General features: G+C 70.0%; 14 protein-coding genes and 1 pseudogene. 7 read left to right on the forward strand and 8 right to left on the reverse strand.

Annotated features, from left to right (window positions below; genetic code table 11):
- Positions 1 to 144: 144 nt before the first annotated feature.
- Positions 145 to 954, forward strand: coding sequence for a hypothetical protein (locus ABH920_RS43150; RefSeq protein WP_370355128.1), 810 nt, complete (start codon positions 145 to 147; stop codon positions 952 to 954).
- Positions 955 to 989: 35 nt separating this feature from the next.
- Here the strand turns inward: ABH920_RS43150 and ABH920_RS43155 are convergent, their stop codons facing one another.
- The gene (locus ABH920_RS43155; protein ID WP_370355129.1) at positions 990 to 2,474 is read right to left on the reverse strand and encodes an MDR family MFS transporter; all 1,485 of its coding nucleotides are present in this window, start codon (positions 2,472 to 2,474) and stop codon (positions 990 to 992) included.
- A gap of 280 nt (positions 2,475 to 2,754) precedes the next feature.
- On the opposite strand from ABH920_RS43155, the gene ABH920_RS43160 reads away from it, so the two are divergent.
- Positions 2,755 to 3,333: a TetR/AcrR family transcriptional regulator gene (locus tag ABH920_RS43160; protein ID WP_370355173.1), complete on the forward strand. Its 579-nt coding sequence runs from the start codon at positions 2,755 to 2,757 to the stop codon at positions 3,331 to 3,333.
- Between the two features lie 17 nt (positions 3,334 to 3,350).
- Here ABH920_RS43160 and ABH920_RS43165 read toward each other — a convergent pair whose 3' ends face one another.
- From ABH920_RS43165 to ABH920_RS43175, 3 genes and pseudogenes are all read right to left on the reverse strand, one after another.
- Positions 3,351 to 3,743 (reverse strand): VOC family protein, encoded by a 393-nt coding sequence (locus tag ABH920_RS43165; protein WP_370355130.1) that lies wholly within the window; start codon positions 3,741 to 3,743, stop codon positions 3,351 to 3,353.
- Positions 3,744 to 3,814: 71 nt separating this feature from the next.
- The gene (locus tag ABH920_RS43170; RefSeq protein ID WP_370355131.1) at positions 3,815 to 4,168 is read right to left on the reverse strand and encodes a DUF6401 family natural product biosynthesis protein; all 354 of its coding nucleotides are present in this window, start codon (positions 4,166 to 4,168) and stop codon (positions 3,815 to 3,817) included.
- Positions 4,169 to 4,746: 578 nt separating this feature from the next.
- Positions 4,747 to 5,442: pseudogene (locus ABH920_RS43175) on the reverse strand (lysophospholipid acyltransferase family protein); the annotation flags it as partial.
- A gap of 141 nt (positions 5,443 to 5,583) precedes the next feature.
- Here ABH920_RS43175 and ABH920_RS43180 point away from each other — a divergent pair.
- Entirely contained in the window at positions 5,584 to 6,108 is a 525-nt protein-coding gene (locus tag ABH920_RS43180) for a DUF402 domain-containing protein (protein ID WP_370355132.1), read from the forward strand.
- On the opposite strand, the gene ABH920_RS43185 is transcribed toward ABH920_RS43180, so the two are convergent.
- Entirely contained in the window at positions 6,065 to 6,277 is a 213-nt protein-coding gene (locus ABH920_RS43185; RefSeq protein ID WP_370355133.1) for a DUF6191 domain-containing protein, read from the reverse strand. The genes ABH920_RS43180 and ABH920_RS43185 overlap by 44 nt on opposite strands.
- A 165-nt stretch (positions 6,278 to 6,442) precedes the next feature.
- Here ABH920_RS43185 and ABH920_RS43190 point away from each other — a divergent pair, with 165 nt between their 5' ends.
- Both ABH920_RS43190 and ABH920_RS43195 read left to right on the forward strand, forming a co-directional pair.
- Positions 6,443 to 7,054: a hypothetical protein gene (locus ABH920_RS43190; protein WP_370355134.1), complete on the forward strand. Its 612-nt coding sequence runs from the start codon at positions 6,443 to 6,445 to the stop codon at positions 7,052 to 7,054.
- Positions 7,055 to 7,080: 26 nt separating this feature from the next.
- The gene (locus ABH920_RS43195) at positions 7,081 to 7,653 is read left to right on the forward strand and encodes a GNAT family N-acetyltransferase (protein ID WP_370355135.1); all 573 of its coding nucleotides are present in this window, start codon (positions 7,081 to 7,083) and stop codon (positions 7,651 to 7,653) included.
- Positions 7,654 to 7,881: 228 nt separating this feature from the next.
- On the opposite strand, the gene ABH920_RS43200 is transcribed toward ABH920_RS43195, so the two are convergent.
- Positions 7,882 to 10,236: an ABC transporter permease gene (locus tag ABH920_RS43200; RefSeq protein ID WP_370355136.1), complete on the reverse strand. Its 2,355-nt coding sequence runs from the start codon at positions 10,234 to 10,236 to the stop codon at positions 7,882 to 7,884.
- Between the two features lie 145 nt (positions 10,237 to 10,381).
- A complete protein-coding gene (locus tag ABH920_RS43205; protein ID WP_370355137.1) occupies positions 10,382 to 11,128 on the reverse strand; it encodes an ABC transporter ATP-binding protein in 747 nt (248 codons plus the stop codon).
- Positions 11,129 to 11,270: 142 nt separating this feature from the next.
- Between ABH920_RS43205 and ABH920_RS43210 the strand changes: the two genes are divergently transcribed.
- Positions 11,271 to 12,488 (forward strand): sensor histidine kinase, encoded by a 1,218-nt coding sequence (locus ABH920_RS43210; protein WP_370355138.1) that lies wholly within the window; start codon positions 11,271 to 11,273, stop codon positions 12,486 to 12,488.
- Positions 12,485 to 13,168: a response regulator gene (locus ABH920_RS43215; RefSeq protein ID WP_370355139.1), complete on the forward strand. Its 684-nt coding sequence runs from the start codon at positions 12,485 to 12,487 to the stop codon at positions 13,166 to 13,168. The genes ABH920_RS43210 and ABH920_RS43215 overlap by 4 nt, the downstream gene beginning before the upstream one ends.
- A gap of 305 nt (positions 13,169 to 13,473) precedes the next feature.
- Here ABH920_RS43215 and ABH920_RS43220 read toward each other — a convergent pair whose 3' ends face one another.
- Positions 13,474 to 14,643: an acyl-CoA dehydrogenase family protein gene (locus ABH920_RS43220; protein ID WP_370355140.1), complete on the reverse strand. Its 1,170-nt coding sequence runs from the start codon at positions 14,641 to 14,643 to the stop codon at positions 13,474 to 13,476.
- Between the last annotated feature and the right edge of the window lie 17 nt (positions 14,644 to 14,660).

The following is a 14,660-nucleotide window of genomic DNA, read 5'->3' on the forward strand; positions in this document are numbered from 1 at the left end:
TTCGAACACACACTCGGGGTGCGGCCCGGCTCCCGCCACCTGACCGGAGTACCACGCCCAGCCTTCTGAAGTGCGGCGTCCAAATACGGGTGTTACGAACTATGTGGGGATCTGCCCCGTCACCGCATCGATGGAGGAACCTACATGGGACCGAGACTCGCACTATCGGTCGACTGGGGCTCGGGCATCACGAACGCCTGGACCTCGGTCACAAGAATCATCCCGAAGCTGATCGCGTTCGCCGTGATCATGTTCGTCGGCTGGCTGATCTGCAAGGCGATCGCCAAGGTGCTGGACGCGGTACTCCGTCGGATCGGTGTCGAGCGCATGGCCGAGCGGGCCGGCGCCGGCCGGTTCCTGTCCAACTCCAAGTGGGACACCACCGCGATCCTGGTGAAGGTCGTGTACTACGGCCTGCTGCTGGTGTTCCTGCAGCTGGCATTGGGAGTCTTCGGGCCGAACCCGATCAGTACCATGATCCACAGCGTGGTGGCCTGGATCCCCAAGGCGATCGTCGCACTGGTGATCGTCGTCGTCGCGATGTGGCTGGCCAACGTGGCGAAGGAGTTCATCTCCAACATCCTGTCCGCGGCCTCCTACGGCAAGGTGCTGGGCTGGGTGGCGTGGGCGTTCATCGCGTTCTTCGGCGCCATCGCGGCGTTGGCCCAGATCGGGGTGGCCACGTTCGTGCTGGGGCCGATCCTCAACGCGGTGCTGTTCACCTTGGCGGGCGTCGCGATCGTCGGCGTCGGCGGCGGCCTGATCCAACCGATGCGCTCCCGCTGGGAGCGCATGCTGACCAAGGCCGAGTCCGAGACCACGCGAGTCCAGGCCTCGGTGCAGCAGAATGCGCTGGCCTACCAGAAGGGTCGCGCCGACGCCCGCGCCGGGCAGCCCGCGACCGAGACGCAGTCGCAGATGCCGTACGGCCGGGAGCCCGGCACGACCGCGTGAGGTTCCGGCGTCAGCGCGCGGCTGACCTGGTGACGTCAGCGGACCGCTGACGCGGCGACGCCAGGGTGTGGGTCCGGCGAGTCCGGCCCCGCGCCCTGGCGCTTCTGGCTGCGCAGCGGCACTTCCTTCAGCGCTAGCGCGGCCACGAACGCGACCGCGCAGACCACGCCGGCGATCAGGAAGATCAGGTGCGAGCCGTTCGCGGCGCCCTGCACGGCCGAGCCCTGATGGCTGATCTGGTGGCTGATCTGCCGGTTGTAGAGCGAGCCGAAGACCGCCACGCCGATCGACCCGCCGACCGTGCGGAACAGGTTCAGGCTCGCCGAGGCGGCGCCCATGTCGCGCATCTCGACGCTGTTCTGCGCGATCGTCGTGACCATCTGCATCTGCCCGCCGAGCCCGATGCCGACGACGGCCACGTAAAGGCTTGTGGTCGTACGGGACGTGGAGACGTCCATGGTCGACAGCAGGATCAGCCCGACCGCCATCAGCGCCGCGCCGACGACCGGGAAGATCTTGTACTTGCCGGTCGTGGACATGTAGCGCCCGCCGATCTGGGACACGATCACGATCGGGATCATCAGCGGGAGCAGGAGCAGCCCGGAGCTGGTGGCCGTGGCGTGCTGCACGCTCTGCTGGAACAGCGGGAGGTAGAGCGTGGCGCCGAACATCACCACGCCGGAGGCCGTGATCAGGGCTATGGCGAGCGGGAAGTTGCGCTGGCCGGTGAACACACGCGGCGGCAGCACCGGTTCGGGGGAGCGGCGCTCGACCGCGATGAAGGCGGCGACGCCGGCCACGGCGAGGGCGAAGAGCCCGAGGACCTGCCAGGACGCCCACGCGTAGGTGGTGCCGGCCCAGTTCGCGGCCAGTGTGACGGACGTGATCACCAGGGTGAGCAGGCCGATGCCGGGCCAGTCGATCCGGGCCTGGCGGCGCAGGCGCGGCAGGTCGAGCATGACCTGGCACCAGACCAGGGCGAGCAGGCCGAGCGGCAGGTTGATGTAGAACGCCCAGCGCCAGCCGAAGTGCCCGGTGACGAAGCCGCCGAGCAGGGGCCCACCGATGGTGCCGATCGCCATGACCGAGGCGGTCATGCCCTGGTAGCGGCCGCGCTCCCGGGGCGGCACGAGCGCGGCGATGAGGGCGAACGCGCCCGCACCGATGCCGCCGGCGCCGATGCCCTGGAACGCGCGGGCCGCGATGAGCCAGCTCATCGACTGTGCGGCCCCGGACAGCGCGGAGCCGGCCAGGAACAGGACGATCGAGATCAGGTAGACGTGCTTGCGGCCATAGAGGTCGCCGAGTTTGCCCCAGACCGGAGTCGAGGCCGCGGTGGCCAGGGTGTAGGCGACGACGACCCAGGACAGGTGGTCGAAGCCGCCGAGGTCGCGGACGATCGTCGGCATCGAGGTGCCCACGACCGTGTTGTCGAGCATCGAGAGCAGCATCGCGAGCATGACGCCCAGCAGGGCCCAGCGGACGTGGCGCGGGGCTGCGGGTTCGGGGTTCGTGGTCATGGGGCCCAGAAAAGCACACTCATTTCAAAAGTGCAACGAGTAAACTTTGCCATCGAGTCCACCGTGGTCGTAGGATGGGAGCATGAGCGGTGGTGGCGCGGGATCCCGGCAGATCGAACGGCCTGAGTGGCCTGACCAGGAGGAACGGTCGGAGCAGGCGGGGCGGTCTGAACGTCCCGGGCAGCCTGGGCAGCCTGGGCAGCCTGGGCGTCCTGAGCAGCCTGGGCAGCCCGAGCCGCCGGGCCGGCGCGAGCGGAAGAAGGCGGCCACGCGGCAGGCCATCGCCGACGCCGCGCTGGCCCTGTTCCTCGAGCGCGGCTACGACCAGGTGTCGATCCGCGAGATCGCCGACGCCGCCGACGTCTCGACGACGACGCTGTTCAAGCACTTCAGCGGCAAGGAAGCCCTGGTCTTCGACGAGGACGCGCAGATCGAGGCGCGGCTGGTGGCCGCCGTGCGCGACCGGGCTCCGGGGGCGTCGATCCCGCAGGCGTTGCGCGACCTCACGCTGGAGCGCCTGAAGTTCCCGACCGAGGACGAGGCCTTCGCCGCGTACACGCGCTTGGTGGAGAGCACGCCGGTGCTGCGCGAGTACTGGCACCGGATGTGGATGCGGCACGAGGGAGCGTTGGCGGCCGCGATCGCCGCCGAGGTCGGGGCGGCGCCGGAGGACACGGCGTGCGCGGTGCTGGCGCACTTCGCGCTGGAGACGGCGTCACTGGCTCGTGCGAGCAAGGACCCGAAGGGGACGGTCGACGTGGCGTTCGCCGTCCTGGAGGACGGCTGGGCCGGAACTGGTGCTGGTGCTCGTACTAGCGCTAGTACCAGTGCGGGGCTCGGCGTCAGCGCGGACGGATAGTCCCGGCGGACGTGCGACTAGCTGTCGCCGTCGCCGTCGTAGCACAGGCAGAACGGATGCCCGGCCGGGTCGATGAGTACGCGCACGTTCTCCTGCGGCTGGTGGGAGGCGAGCGTCGCGCCCAGCTCGATGGCCTCGGCGACGGCCTCGTCCAGGTCGCCGACCTGGAAGTCGAAGTGCGTCATCGGCCGCTGCTCGCCCTCGATCGGCGGCCACACCGGCGCGCGGAAGCCCTCGGCCTGCTGGAACACGAAGTACGGGCCCTCGGGGGCGGGGGCGACGATGGCCGTCCCGGGCTCCTCGTGCCCGATCGGCCAGCCGAGCAGCTGGGAGTAGAAGCGGGCGAGGGCGGCGGGGTCGGGCGCCTCGATCGCGGTGCCCCACCACATGCCGGAACGTCGGGATCGCATGCTTGATCGTGACTGATCAAGTCCCGACCCGCCACAGGAGAATCCCCTCAGGGATCGTCTTGCCGGGACCGTCAGAACGCCAGCAGGTCTTGCTCGCGCACCAGCCAGCAGATGGCGGTCAGGCGCAGCGTGGCGAAGTCGTAGCCGACCGGCTCCTGCCAGCCGCGCTCGGTCAGCACGTCGTTGAAGCCGAGCACGTAGTCGCTCAGTTCCTCGCGTCCGACCGTGCGCTGGGCCGGGATCGGGACCGGGGTGCCGGGCGGGTCGAGGCTCAGGGTGTCGCAGACCGCCGCCGCGTGCTGGTCGATCGCCGCGAGCAGGCCCGGGTCGAAGGCGAACTCGGCCAGGCGCGGCATGAACGCGGCCACGACGCCGGCCAGCGGGGAGGCCATCGGGGGCGCGTCGTCGTACGGCGGGAAGTCCATGCGTTGACGGTAAAGTGCCAGGTCATCGCACGTCAAAGGAAACTTTACTGGGTAACGGGACGGGTGCCGACGGTAGCTGGGAACAGCAGTTTCGGCCGGCACCCGGCGCACGCTCAGTCCTCGGAGGCGGCGTCCTTGGCGGCGGTCGCTGCCGCGGTCGCCGTGGCTGCTGCCTTGTCCGGCTCCGGCTCGGTCTTCGTCGCTTCGGTCTTCGTCGCCTCGGGCTCGGATTCCGGCTGGGGCTCGGCCTTCAGTTCGGTCCCTGCCGACGCCTCAGGCTTGGGCTCTGCCGTTGCCTCAGGCTCTACCACCGGCTCGGGCTCAGCCTTCGCTTCGGGTGCTACCTCAGGCTCTACCTTCGGCTCGGGTTCGGTCGTCGTCGTAGGCTCTACCACCGGCTCGGGCTCAGCCTTTGCTTCGGACTTTGCCTTCGCTTCGGGCTCTGTCTTCGCTTCGGGCTCTGCCTTCGGTTCCGGCTCAGCCTTCGCCTCCGGCTTCGTGCCCGGCGTCGGCTCCGCCTTCAGCTCAGGCTTTGCCTCGACGGACGTTGTCGTCTCCGCCTCTGCCTTCTTCTCGTCGCGGCCGCGAGCGTCCATCTCGGCCGCCTGCTCCAGGGTCGGCGCCGTGCCGCCGAGGTGCGCCGGCAGCCACCACGAGTCCGCGGGGCCTGACGGCTTGTCCGGGTAGTTCGCCTGCGCCTCGTCGAGCAGGGCGCTCAGGCGGGCGTGCAGCTCGGCCGACAGCTCGGCGGAGTTCTGGCCCTTCTTCGGGTACATCGGCTCGCCGACCAGGACGGTGATCGGCACGTGCCGCTGCCACAGTCGGCGCGGCCGGCCCTTCGTCCACAGCCGCTGCGTGCCCCAGAGCACCACCGGGATCAGCGGCACGTCCGCGGCCTGCGCCATCCGCACGGCGCCGTTCTTCAGGTCCTTGATCATGAAGGAGCGGCTGATCGTGGCCTCGCCGAACACGCCCACGATCTCGCCGGACTTCAGGTACTCCAGCGCCTGGCGGTAAGACGACAGGCCGGCCTCGCGGTCCACCGGGATGTGGCGCATGCCCCGCATCAGGGGTCCGGAGATCCGGTTGTCGAAGACCTCCTTCTTGGCCATGAACCGCACTCGGCGGCGTGCCGGCAGTGCTGCCGCCCCGGCGAAGATGAAGTCCAGGTAGCTGATGTGGTTGCTGGCCAGCACCGCCCCGCCACTGCGCGGGATCCGGTCGGCCCCGTGCACGTCGACCTTGAGGTCGAGCGCTCGGAAAGCACCCTTCATGGCCCGGATCACCGGGGGATAAACGTATTCGCGTTCGGCCACAGGAGGACCCTAACCTACTTCACCGTAAGTTATCGCCACTCGCTGAGGGCCGAGACTTACCTCGACCCGCGGGAAAACGATAAGGAATATGAGGAAGACGTGAGTGACGGAAAAACCCAGCTGAAGCCCGGTACTGCCATCACCGTCCGGCTGCTGAAGGCGCCGCGGCCGGACGTCGAATACCCGGCCGAGGTCCGGTCCGACGACGGCGAGCACCTGGTGGTCGTCGCCCCCTGGTTCGGGGACGGCCCGCGCGACATGGGCTTCGCAGTGTTCGAGCCCGGCGACGTCTGGACCGAGCACTACTGGCGCTCCCGGTGGTACTCGATCAAGGAGGTCCGTACCGCCGCCGGCAAACTCAAGGGCTGGTACTGCGACGTCACCCGGCCCAGCACCGTCCTGTTCGAAGTCCCGGACGGTCCGCGGCTGGAGGTCGCCGACCTGGACCTGGACCTGTGGTTGTCCGCCGACCAGACGCAGATCCTGCGGCTGGACGAGGACGAGTTCGAGGACAGCGGCCTGCGCGAGCGCGAGCCGGAGACCGCGGGGCAGGCCGTGGCGTCGCTGGACGAGTTGGAAGCTATGGCTCGCTGTGGCGGGTTCCCTTCGCTTCTGGCCTGGTGACCTGCGGTTGGCTGGCCGGCGCCTTGATGCTCACCACACCGCCGTCCAGGTCGATCGGACCGCGGTGCGGATCGCCCTCGCCCTCCTCGTCGCGGGTCCACTCGAGCCGGTTCCGCTCGTCCTCGACGTGGCGCCGGCTCGGGACGAACATGTCGAAGAAGACGCTCATGATCGGTTAACGCACGGCGCCGTCGAGTCGTTCCAGGCCGCGACACGCCGAAAACGTGGGGCCGACCGGGTGAATTATCCGTACTCTGAGTTGCCCGCACTATTCGCCCCGATTCATCCTGGTGCCTTCGCATTCCTGAGGGGACAGGAGAAAGGGGGCGCCATCATGGCACCACGCACCATCAGTCCCACGAGCACCACCACCGGTTATTTCAACGCCACCCAGCTCGCAGCCCGCGGCTGGACACCGGCGATGATCCGAGACTTCCTGGGCCGTCCCGACCACACCGAGTTCATCCCGCGCTTCCGGAACGCGGCCCCGATACTGCAGTTCGCGGTGGCGCGCGTCCAGGCCGCCGAGCGCACGACGAAGTTCGTGCAGCGCCTCGAGCTGGCGGCCCGAAGGTCGGCGGCGGCCCGGGAGGCGGCCAACCGGCGCCGCGAGGAGATGCTGCGCCTGGTGGCCGCCGACGAGGTCCCGATCCCGGAGCTGGCCCCGGACGTCCTGACCGACCGCGCGATCCGGCACAGCGATCCCCGCGACGCGGTGGACGCGGCGAAGGCCGACCGCAGTACCCTGAATCGCTGGAAGGTCAACTACCTCCGGCACCAGCTGACGCACTACGACCCGATGATCGAGGGGATGTTCGGCCCGGTCGGCCGCGCCGCAGCGGAGAAGCTGCTACGCCGACGCGTGCTGGAGGCGATCGGGAAGACGTACCCTGATCTGCTCGACGAGTGCCAGCGGCAGCTCAGGGTCAGTGAACGAAGACGCTGACGAAAACTGACGACGGGGGATTCACCATGTCGAGCTACACCATCCGCAACTACACGCCGGCCGACGAGAAATCCTGGCTGCGCTGCCGGGTTCTGGGCTTCCTGGACACCGCGTACTACGACTCCGTCGAGCGCGTGAAGCCGCCTGTTTCCGCCCCAGGCTTCGAACTCGTCGCCACCGACGAGGACGGGACGGTTGTCGGCGTCCTCGACGTCTCGGTCGACGGCGAACTGGCGACCATCGAGACCGTCGCGGTCCACCCCGACCGCCGCCGCCGCGGCCTGGGACGTGCCCTGCTCGCCGAGGCGACCGCCCGGGCCGCCGCCACCCCGGCGACCACGCTCGACGCCTGGACCCGCGACGACCCGGACACGCTGACCTGGTACCGCGCCATGGGCTTCGCCGAGAGCGACCACTATCTGCACGTCTACGCCAACTTCTATACCGACAACACCGAGCCGAAGCGAGCGATCGCCGAGCGCAGGCCCGACCTGAGCCCGATGGTCCTTTTCCTGCACGCGAAGCTCGCCGAGGAGGAACAGCTGCGGAAAGAGTTCGCGCGGGTGCACGTCTGCCGGCGGTTTGCCATGCCGCTGTGACGACCTCGCGCAGCGCACAGCGCCAGATTGAAGATCCACCATTGTGAAAATGGCTGATCGGCCGTGGCGGCACGGCAGGGTTCGTCGGTGCTCGCCAATGCCGACCTCCCGAGGGCGTCAACCGGGGGAGGCCGGCATTGGCGTTCTTGCCGCGCCGTGCAGTGCCCAGCACCGCTTTTGCTACGGCGACCAGCGGCTCTGCACGGTTCTGCTCGGCTCTACCCGCTCCTACTCGGTCCGCAGCGCGGTGGCGGTCCGCGACCGGGCCGCCCAGCTGGCCGGCAGCAGTGCCCCGAACAGGGCGATCACGATCCCGCCGGCCAGCAGGGGGATGAGCAGCCCGGCGGTGTAGGTGTGGGTCACGCTCGGCGGCAGGTGCCGGCCGATCGCGTTGCCCATCGGGGTCAGCGTCGCCTTCTCCACCGCGACGCCGAGCGGGACGCCGATCAGGCCGGCGATCAGGCCGGTGAGGGTCACCGAGGTCAGGACCATCGCGACGGTCTGCTTGGGGGTCATCCCGAGGGCCTTGAAGATCCCCAGATCGTGAGCCCGCTCGCGGGTGTCCTGCGCCACCATGCTCAGCACCCCGAGTGCGGCGACCGCCATCAGCATCAGCGTGAGGATGGCCACCAGGGTGCCCATGGTGATCACCACGATGTTCTTGCCGCTGTCCGAGTTCGACTGGACCGAGGCGTTCAGCGGGGTCAGTGCGGCGGCGGCCGAGGCGGACCAGTCCTTTCCGCTGACGTTCGAGGCCAGCTCGACGTTGTACTGGTCGATGTGCGGGGTCAGGCCGGCGGCGGTGAAGGTGGCCGCGTCCGTCATGACCGTGTAGTCGCCCACGTTGGTGTCGTAGTTGATACCGACGACCTTCAGCGTCAGCTGCTTGTTCTGCTTCGCCACGGTGACGTTGTCACCGACGTGGATCCCCACCGCCGAGGCCAGCTTGTCGCCGACCACGGCCTCGTCGGGCGCCGAGTACCAGCGGCCGGACACCAGCTGCATGTTCGTCCAGGAGAAGTCGCCGGTGACCGTGAACACCCTCGGCGTTTCGCCGCCGGGCGGGGCACCGACGATGGTCGCGCCGCTGTCGCCCCAGCCGAACGCGGCCTTCGTGCCCGGGGTCCTGGCGAGCACGGCGGCCACGTTGGCGGCGTCCAGGTGTGGGTTGCGCGGGTCGTTGGGGCCGTAGAGACCCCAGGGCACGCCTACGTCGGCTGTGGGTTCCACGATCTCCGACCCGACGCTGAAGCCTGAAGTGCTGGCGTCCAGGTACTTGTTGAACCCGGTCTCCAGTCCCACTGCGAACGTGGCACTCACCACGCCGAACAGCACCGCCGCACCGACCACCACAGTCCGGGCCGGCCGGGCGAACGGCTGGGCCAGTCCCAACGACACGGCCCGGGGCAGCGGCAGCCGCGAGGCCAGACGCTGTGCCGCGTGACCGCCCCCGGCCCTGGGGGAGCGGCCGACCACCAGAGCCCGCACCGTCGGCATCCGGCCGGCCCGCACTGCCGGGATCAAAGCCGTTCCGCCGACGATCAGCAGGGCGCCCAGCGACACCACGGCGCTGACCCACAACGGAATCGAGGAACTGGCCGCGTTGGCCGCGCCGAGCTGCTTGGTGGCCCCGCCCAGGATCGGCACGGCCAGGAGGTTGCCGAACACCGTGCCGAGCACCACACCGAGGGTCGCCGGGATCATGGCCTGCGCGACGTAGGCACGGGCCACCTGCGAAGGGGTGAAGCCCAACGACTTCAGAATCCCGATGCGTCGGATCCCCGCGGCCACAGCCCCGCTGACCACGATCGAGATGATCAGCACCGCCATGAACAGCCCGAGGATCCCGAAGCCGACCAGGAACGGCACGTAGGCCTTGGCGTTGCCGGTCGCCTGCTGCTCCGCGGTCAGGTACGACTGTCCGCTCTCGACCGCGCCGGCCGGCACGGCGGCGGCCACCGCCTGCTTGTCGGTCGCGATGTCGGCGGCGGTCCCGGCTTTGGCGAATCGGTAGAGCATCTGCTCGTCGGACTTGGCGCCGGCAGCGGTGAGCCGCGCGAAACCGTCTGCGGTGGCGAAAGCGGTCGCGCTGCTGGTCACCGAGTTGGCGAAGCCGACGACCTTGAACGACGGCTTGCCCGGCAGGGATGAGAACACCACCGAATCACCGAAGCAGTCGGTCGCATATTGCTGCCACGGCAGGGCGATCTCGCCCGGGCCCGCCGGCCAGCGCCCCCGGGTCAGCGCCAGCTGGTCCATCCCGGAGGTGCCACCCAGGTCGGGCCGGGTGGTGACGGTGATCGGACCGTTGTCGTGGCCGGCCCAATCCTTCGTGGTGCAGTCCGTGCCGATCGTCGTGTCCAGGGCGGCGGCGACCGGGTACGGCCCGGCCGCCTCGGTGACGCCGGCGACGTGCGCGGTGGCGGCGGCCTGCGCGGCCGTGACCTGCGAGCTGTCGAACTGGACCGCCAGATGCGCCCCGTGCCGGGCCTTGAAGGCGTGCTCGAACGGAGCCTGCACGACAGCCAGCAGACCGAGCGACAGTACCGAGGAGGTGACGGCGGCAAAGGTCGTCAGGGCCATGACGAAAGACTGCACGCGGCGCCGGCCCACGCCGGAGCGTACGACCTTGCCCAGGGCGCTCACCGGCTCACCGCCAGCAGCAGGCGGGCCACGGCCCGGAAGGAGGCCTCGAACAGGCGCCGGGGCATCGGCGGCTTACGCAGTGTCATCGGACCTCTCCCGCCGAACGGGTCAGCAGCGTGCGGGCGGCCAGGCCGGCCCCGCTGCCGTCGTTGACGACGTCCCGCTCGACCGCGCCGTCCACCAACTCGATCGTGCGGCGCGCGGTGCTCGCGGCCAGCTGCACGTCGTGGGTGACCAGCAGGATCGTCTGGCCCGCGCTGTTCAGGTCCAACAACAGCCGGCGCACGTCCTCAGCCGAGTGCGAGTCCAGAGCGCCGGTCGGCTCGTCGGCCAGCAGCAGTGCCGGGGAGTTCATCAGAGCCCTGGCCACCGCCACCCGCTGCCGCTGCCCGCCGGACAGCCGCTGCGGATAGGCCCCGGCATGCCGGTCGATGTCCAGCGAGCCGAGAAGCTCGGCGGCCCGGCGCTTCGCGTCGCCCTTGCCCATCCCGGCCAGCTGCGCCGGAACCAGGACGTTGTCCAACACGGTCAGGTCGTCGAGCAGGTTGAAGAACTGGAAGATCATGCCGACGGAGGCCCGGCGGTACTTCGCCGAACCGGCCTCGCTGAGCTGGTCGACGCGGGTGCCGTCGACGGTCACGGTGCCGCTGGAAGGCTTGTCCAGCCCCGCGATCAGGTTCAGCAGCGTGGACTTGCCACTGCCGGAATGGCCGAGGATCGCCACGCACTCACCAGCCGCCACGGACAAGGTCACGCCGGCCAGTGCGGGCGGGCCGTCGTCGTACTTTTTCGTCGTGTCGCGAAGATCGATCATCGGTGCATTCGTCATGACCATGAACCTAGGAACGGGCCACGATCCGCCGCGTCGGCCGACGGATGTCACCTCTTCCCAGGCCATCGCCCCGGGGACGTATCCGCCGTACATCCCCGGGGCGACGCGCAGAGCCGACACCACTGAATACGATCTCCCTATGGAAGAGCTTCTTCAGCGTCGTCTGTCGACATCGGAGCGCATGAGCTGGCTGCAGGTCCAGGCCGTGGTGCTGACCGCCGCCTGCTTCTCCGCGCTGATGCTCAGCGTCACGATGCCGGTCCCCGAGGTTAGGCACTTCGACGGCCTGGCCCGGTTCGCCGGCCTCGGACCCTTCCAGATGACGAGTCTCTACCTCGTGCTCGCCCTTCCGGTCCTGCTGGTACGCCGTCTGCCGGCGGCGGTCTACGCGGCGTTCCTGGGCGAAGCGGTTCTCAGCGACATCGTGGGCACCCAGCCGTTGCCCGTGTTCATCCTGCTCATGGCTCTGACCGGGTACCTCGCCACCCGGCGGCCGATAGCTGCCGCCGTCGGCTCCGTCACGGCCGTCGCGGTCGTGTTCGTCAACTTCACCCACGTCGGTCCCGAGGGCTCCATCGGCGACGCGATCGGGTGGGCCGCACACTACGCGTCGTGGATCGCGGTCGCGTGGGTGGCCGGGGGCGCGTATCGCAAACGCCGTGAATACCTCGAAGCCCTGCGCGAGCAGACCGCGGCGCGCGTCGTCATGGCCGAGCGGCTGCGGATCGCCCGCGAGCTGCACGACAGCGTCGCGCACAGCATCGGGATCATCACGGTGCTGTCCGGAGCGGCGGCGCGGGTCGTGGAGACCAAGCCCGAGCAGACGCGGCAGGCGCTGACCGGCATCGAGACCACCAGCCGGGAGACGCTGCTGGAGCTGCAGCGCATGCTCGGGGCGCTCCGCCGCGCCGAGCCGGACGACGCCACGCCGCAGGCCGCTCCGCTGGCGCCGGCCAGCAGCCTGGCCGACCTCCCGCAGCTCGCCGAACGCACGGCCGGCGCCGGGGTGCGGGTGCTTGTGACCTGGCGGGGCGAGCAGCGTCCGCTGCCGCCGGAGATCGAACTGTCGGCGTACCGGATCATCCAGGAGTCGGTGACGAACGTGGTGCGGCACTCTGGGGCGCGGACCTGCCGGGTCGTGGTCGGTTACGAGCCGACAGGCGTGAGGATCGAGGTCGTGGACGACGGGGACGACGGTTCGGCCGGGCCGGGCCGTCCGAGGTTCGCGGCGGGGGCCGGCGGCAGCGGCTTCGGCCTGCTCGGCATGCGCGAGCGGGTGACGCTGCTGTCCGGCCAGTTCAGCGCGGGCCGGCGTCCGGAGGGCGGATTCATGGTGACGGCGAGCCTCCCGGCATGAGCGTGCGCGTGCTGCTGACCGACGACCAGCCCTTGATGCTGGTCGGGCTCGCGATCCTGATCGGCGACACCGACGACCTGGAGGTGGTCGGCCAGGCCGGCGACGGCCGCGAGGCCGTGCGCCTGGCCCGCGAGCTGCGGCCGGACGTCGTGGTGATGGACATCCGGATGCCGGGCATGGACGGGATCGAGGCGACCCGGCAGACGACCGCCGAGCCGGACCCGCCCAAGGTGCTGGTGCTGACGACCTTCGACGACGACGAGTACGTCTACGGCGCACTGCGCGCCGGGGCCAGCGGCTTCCTGCTCAAGAGCATGGCCCTGGACGCGATCCTGGAAGCGATCCGCGTGGTCGCCGCGGGCGACGCGCTGATCGCGCCGAGCGTGACCCGGCGGCTGATCGCGGACTTCGCCGGCACCTCCGGCCCCGCCGCCCCCGAACCGGACCCCGGGCCCGCCGTGGACTCGAGTCCCATCGCGGGGATCACCGACCGGGAGCGCGAGGTGCTGGCGCTGGTCGGACAGGGACTGTCGAACGCTGAGATCGCCGAGCGGCTGGTGATCAGCGCGGCGACCGCGAAGACCCATGTCGCGCGCCTGTTCGCCAAGCTCGAGGCTCGGGACCGCGTGCACCTGGCGATCATCGCCTTTGAAACCGGACTCGTGCCGCGTAAGCGGTAGCTGCTGCCGGCAAGGCTGCCTTCGGTCCGACGCTCCTCAGGCCGCCGAAGCTGAGCGCGCGAACGCCAGACTCACCTCGATGATCGAGAGCACGATCGCCGCCCCACCCCCGCCTCGGTCAGCGGCCCGTAGACCGTGTACTCGGTGCCGTCGTCAGCGAACTGGTGGGGTTCGGCGCACCCCAGCTCCACCAGCCGTGCGCCTCGTCCGGCGCTGGTCATACATGCGCCGGACGTTAGCCGACGCAGCATGGCCCAAGCACCGGGGTTTCGACGTGCTGGTTCGCTGATCGACCCGGACAGGTGTTAGCTCCGATACAACTCCCGCCCGATGATCGTCCGCTGTACCTCCGAAGCCCCCTCGTAGATCCGTGGCGCGCGCACCTCGCGATACAGGTGCTCCAGCAGGTGGCCGTGCTGAAGAGCTGCGGCGCCGTGGATCTGTACGGCTGCGTCGACGACGTACTGCGCGGTCTCGGTGGCGAACAGCTTCGCCATGGCCGAGCGGCCGGCGATGCGCTTCTCGCCGCTGTCGTAGGCTTCGGCGGCGCTGTAGACGAGCAGGCGCGCGGCTTCGATGCGGGTCGCCATCTCGGCCAGGCTGTGCGAGACGGCCTGCAGGTCCTTCAGGACGCCGCCGAAGGCTTCGCGCTGTCCGGCGTGCGTGACCGAGGCGTCGAGCGCGGCCTGGGCCATGCCCACGGCGAAGGCGCCGACGCTGGGGCGGAACAGGTCCAGGGTGCGCATCGCGACGCGGAAGCCCTGGTCCACCTCGCCGAGGAGGTCTGCGCGGGTCACCGGGACGTTGTCGAAGGTGACGCGGCCGATCGGGTGCGGGGAGATCATGTCCAGGTGCTCGCCGCCGAGGCCGGGGCGGTCGGCCGGGACCAGGAACGCCGTGACGCCGCGTGATCCCGCCTCGGGCGTCGTGCGTGCGAAGACGCTGTAGAAGTCGGCTTCGGGGGCGTTGGAGATCCAGATCTTCTCGCCGCTCAGCGTCCAGCCGTCGGCCCCGTCGGCCCCGCCTGACCCCGCGGTCGGCGTCGCCGCCAGGGACAGTGACGCCGCGTCCGAGCCGCTGCCCGGCTCCGACAGCGCGAACGCCGCGACCGCCTCGCCGGCCACCACCTTCGGCAGCCAGTGGGCGATCTGCTCTTCGGTCCCGTTCTGTACGACGGGATAGGTGCCGAGGCCTTGCAGCGCGAGCGCCGTCTCGGCCTCGGTCGAGACCTGCGCGAGCGATTCCCGCAGCAGGCACAGGTCCAGGGCCGCGGCCTCGGCGCGGCCGTCCGCGCCGCCGGGGAACAGCCGGGCCAGCAGGCCGTGCCGGCCCATGGCGGCGAGCAGGGGGCGGTTGACGTGCCCGGGGGCGCCGGCCGTGGCCAGCGGCGCGAGGTCGGTCTCGGCGAGCGTGCGGACCTGGGCGCAGAAGGCTGACTGGGCCGGGGTCAGGCGGAACTGGGAGCCGGATTCCATACCTGTCAATGTAACAA

Source organism: Catenulispora sp. EB89 (genome assembly GCF_041261445.1).
In the GTDB taxonomy this organism is placed as follows: Bacteria; Actinomycetota; Actinomycetes; order Streptomycetales; family Catenulisporaceae; genus Catenulispora.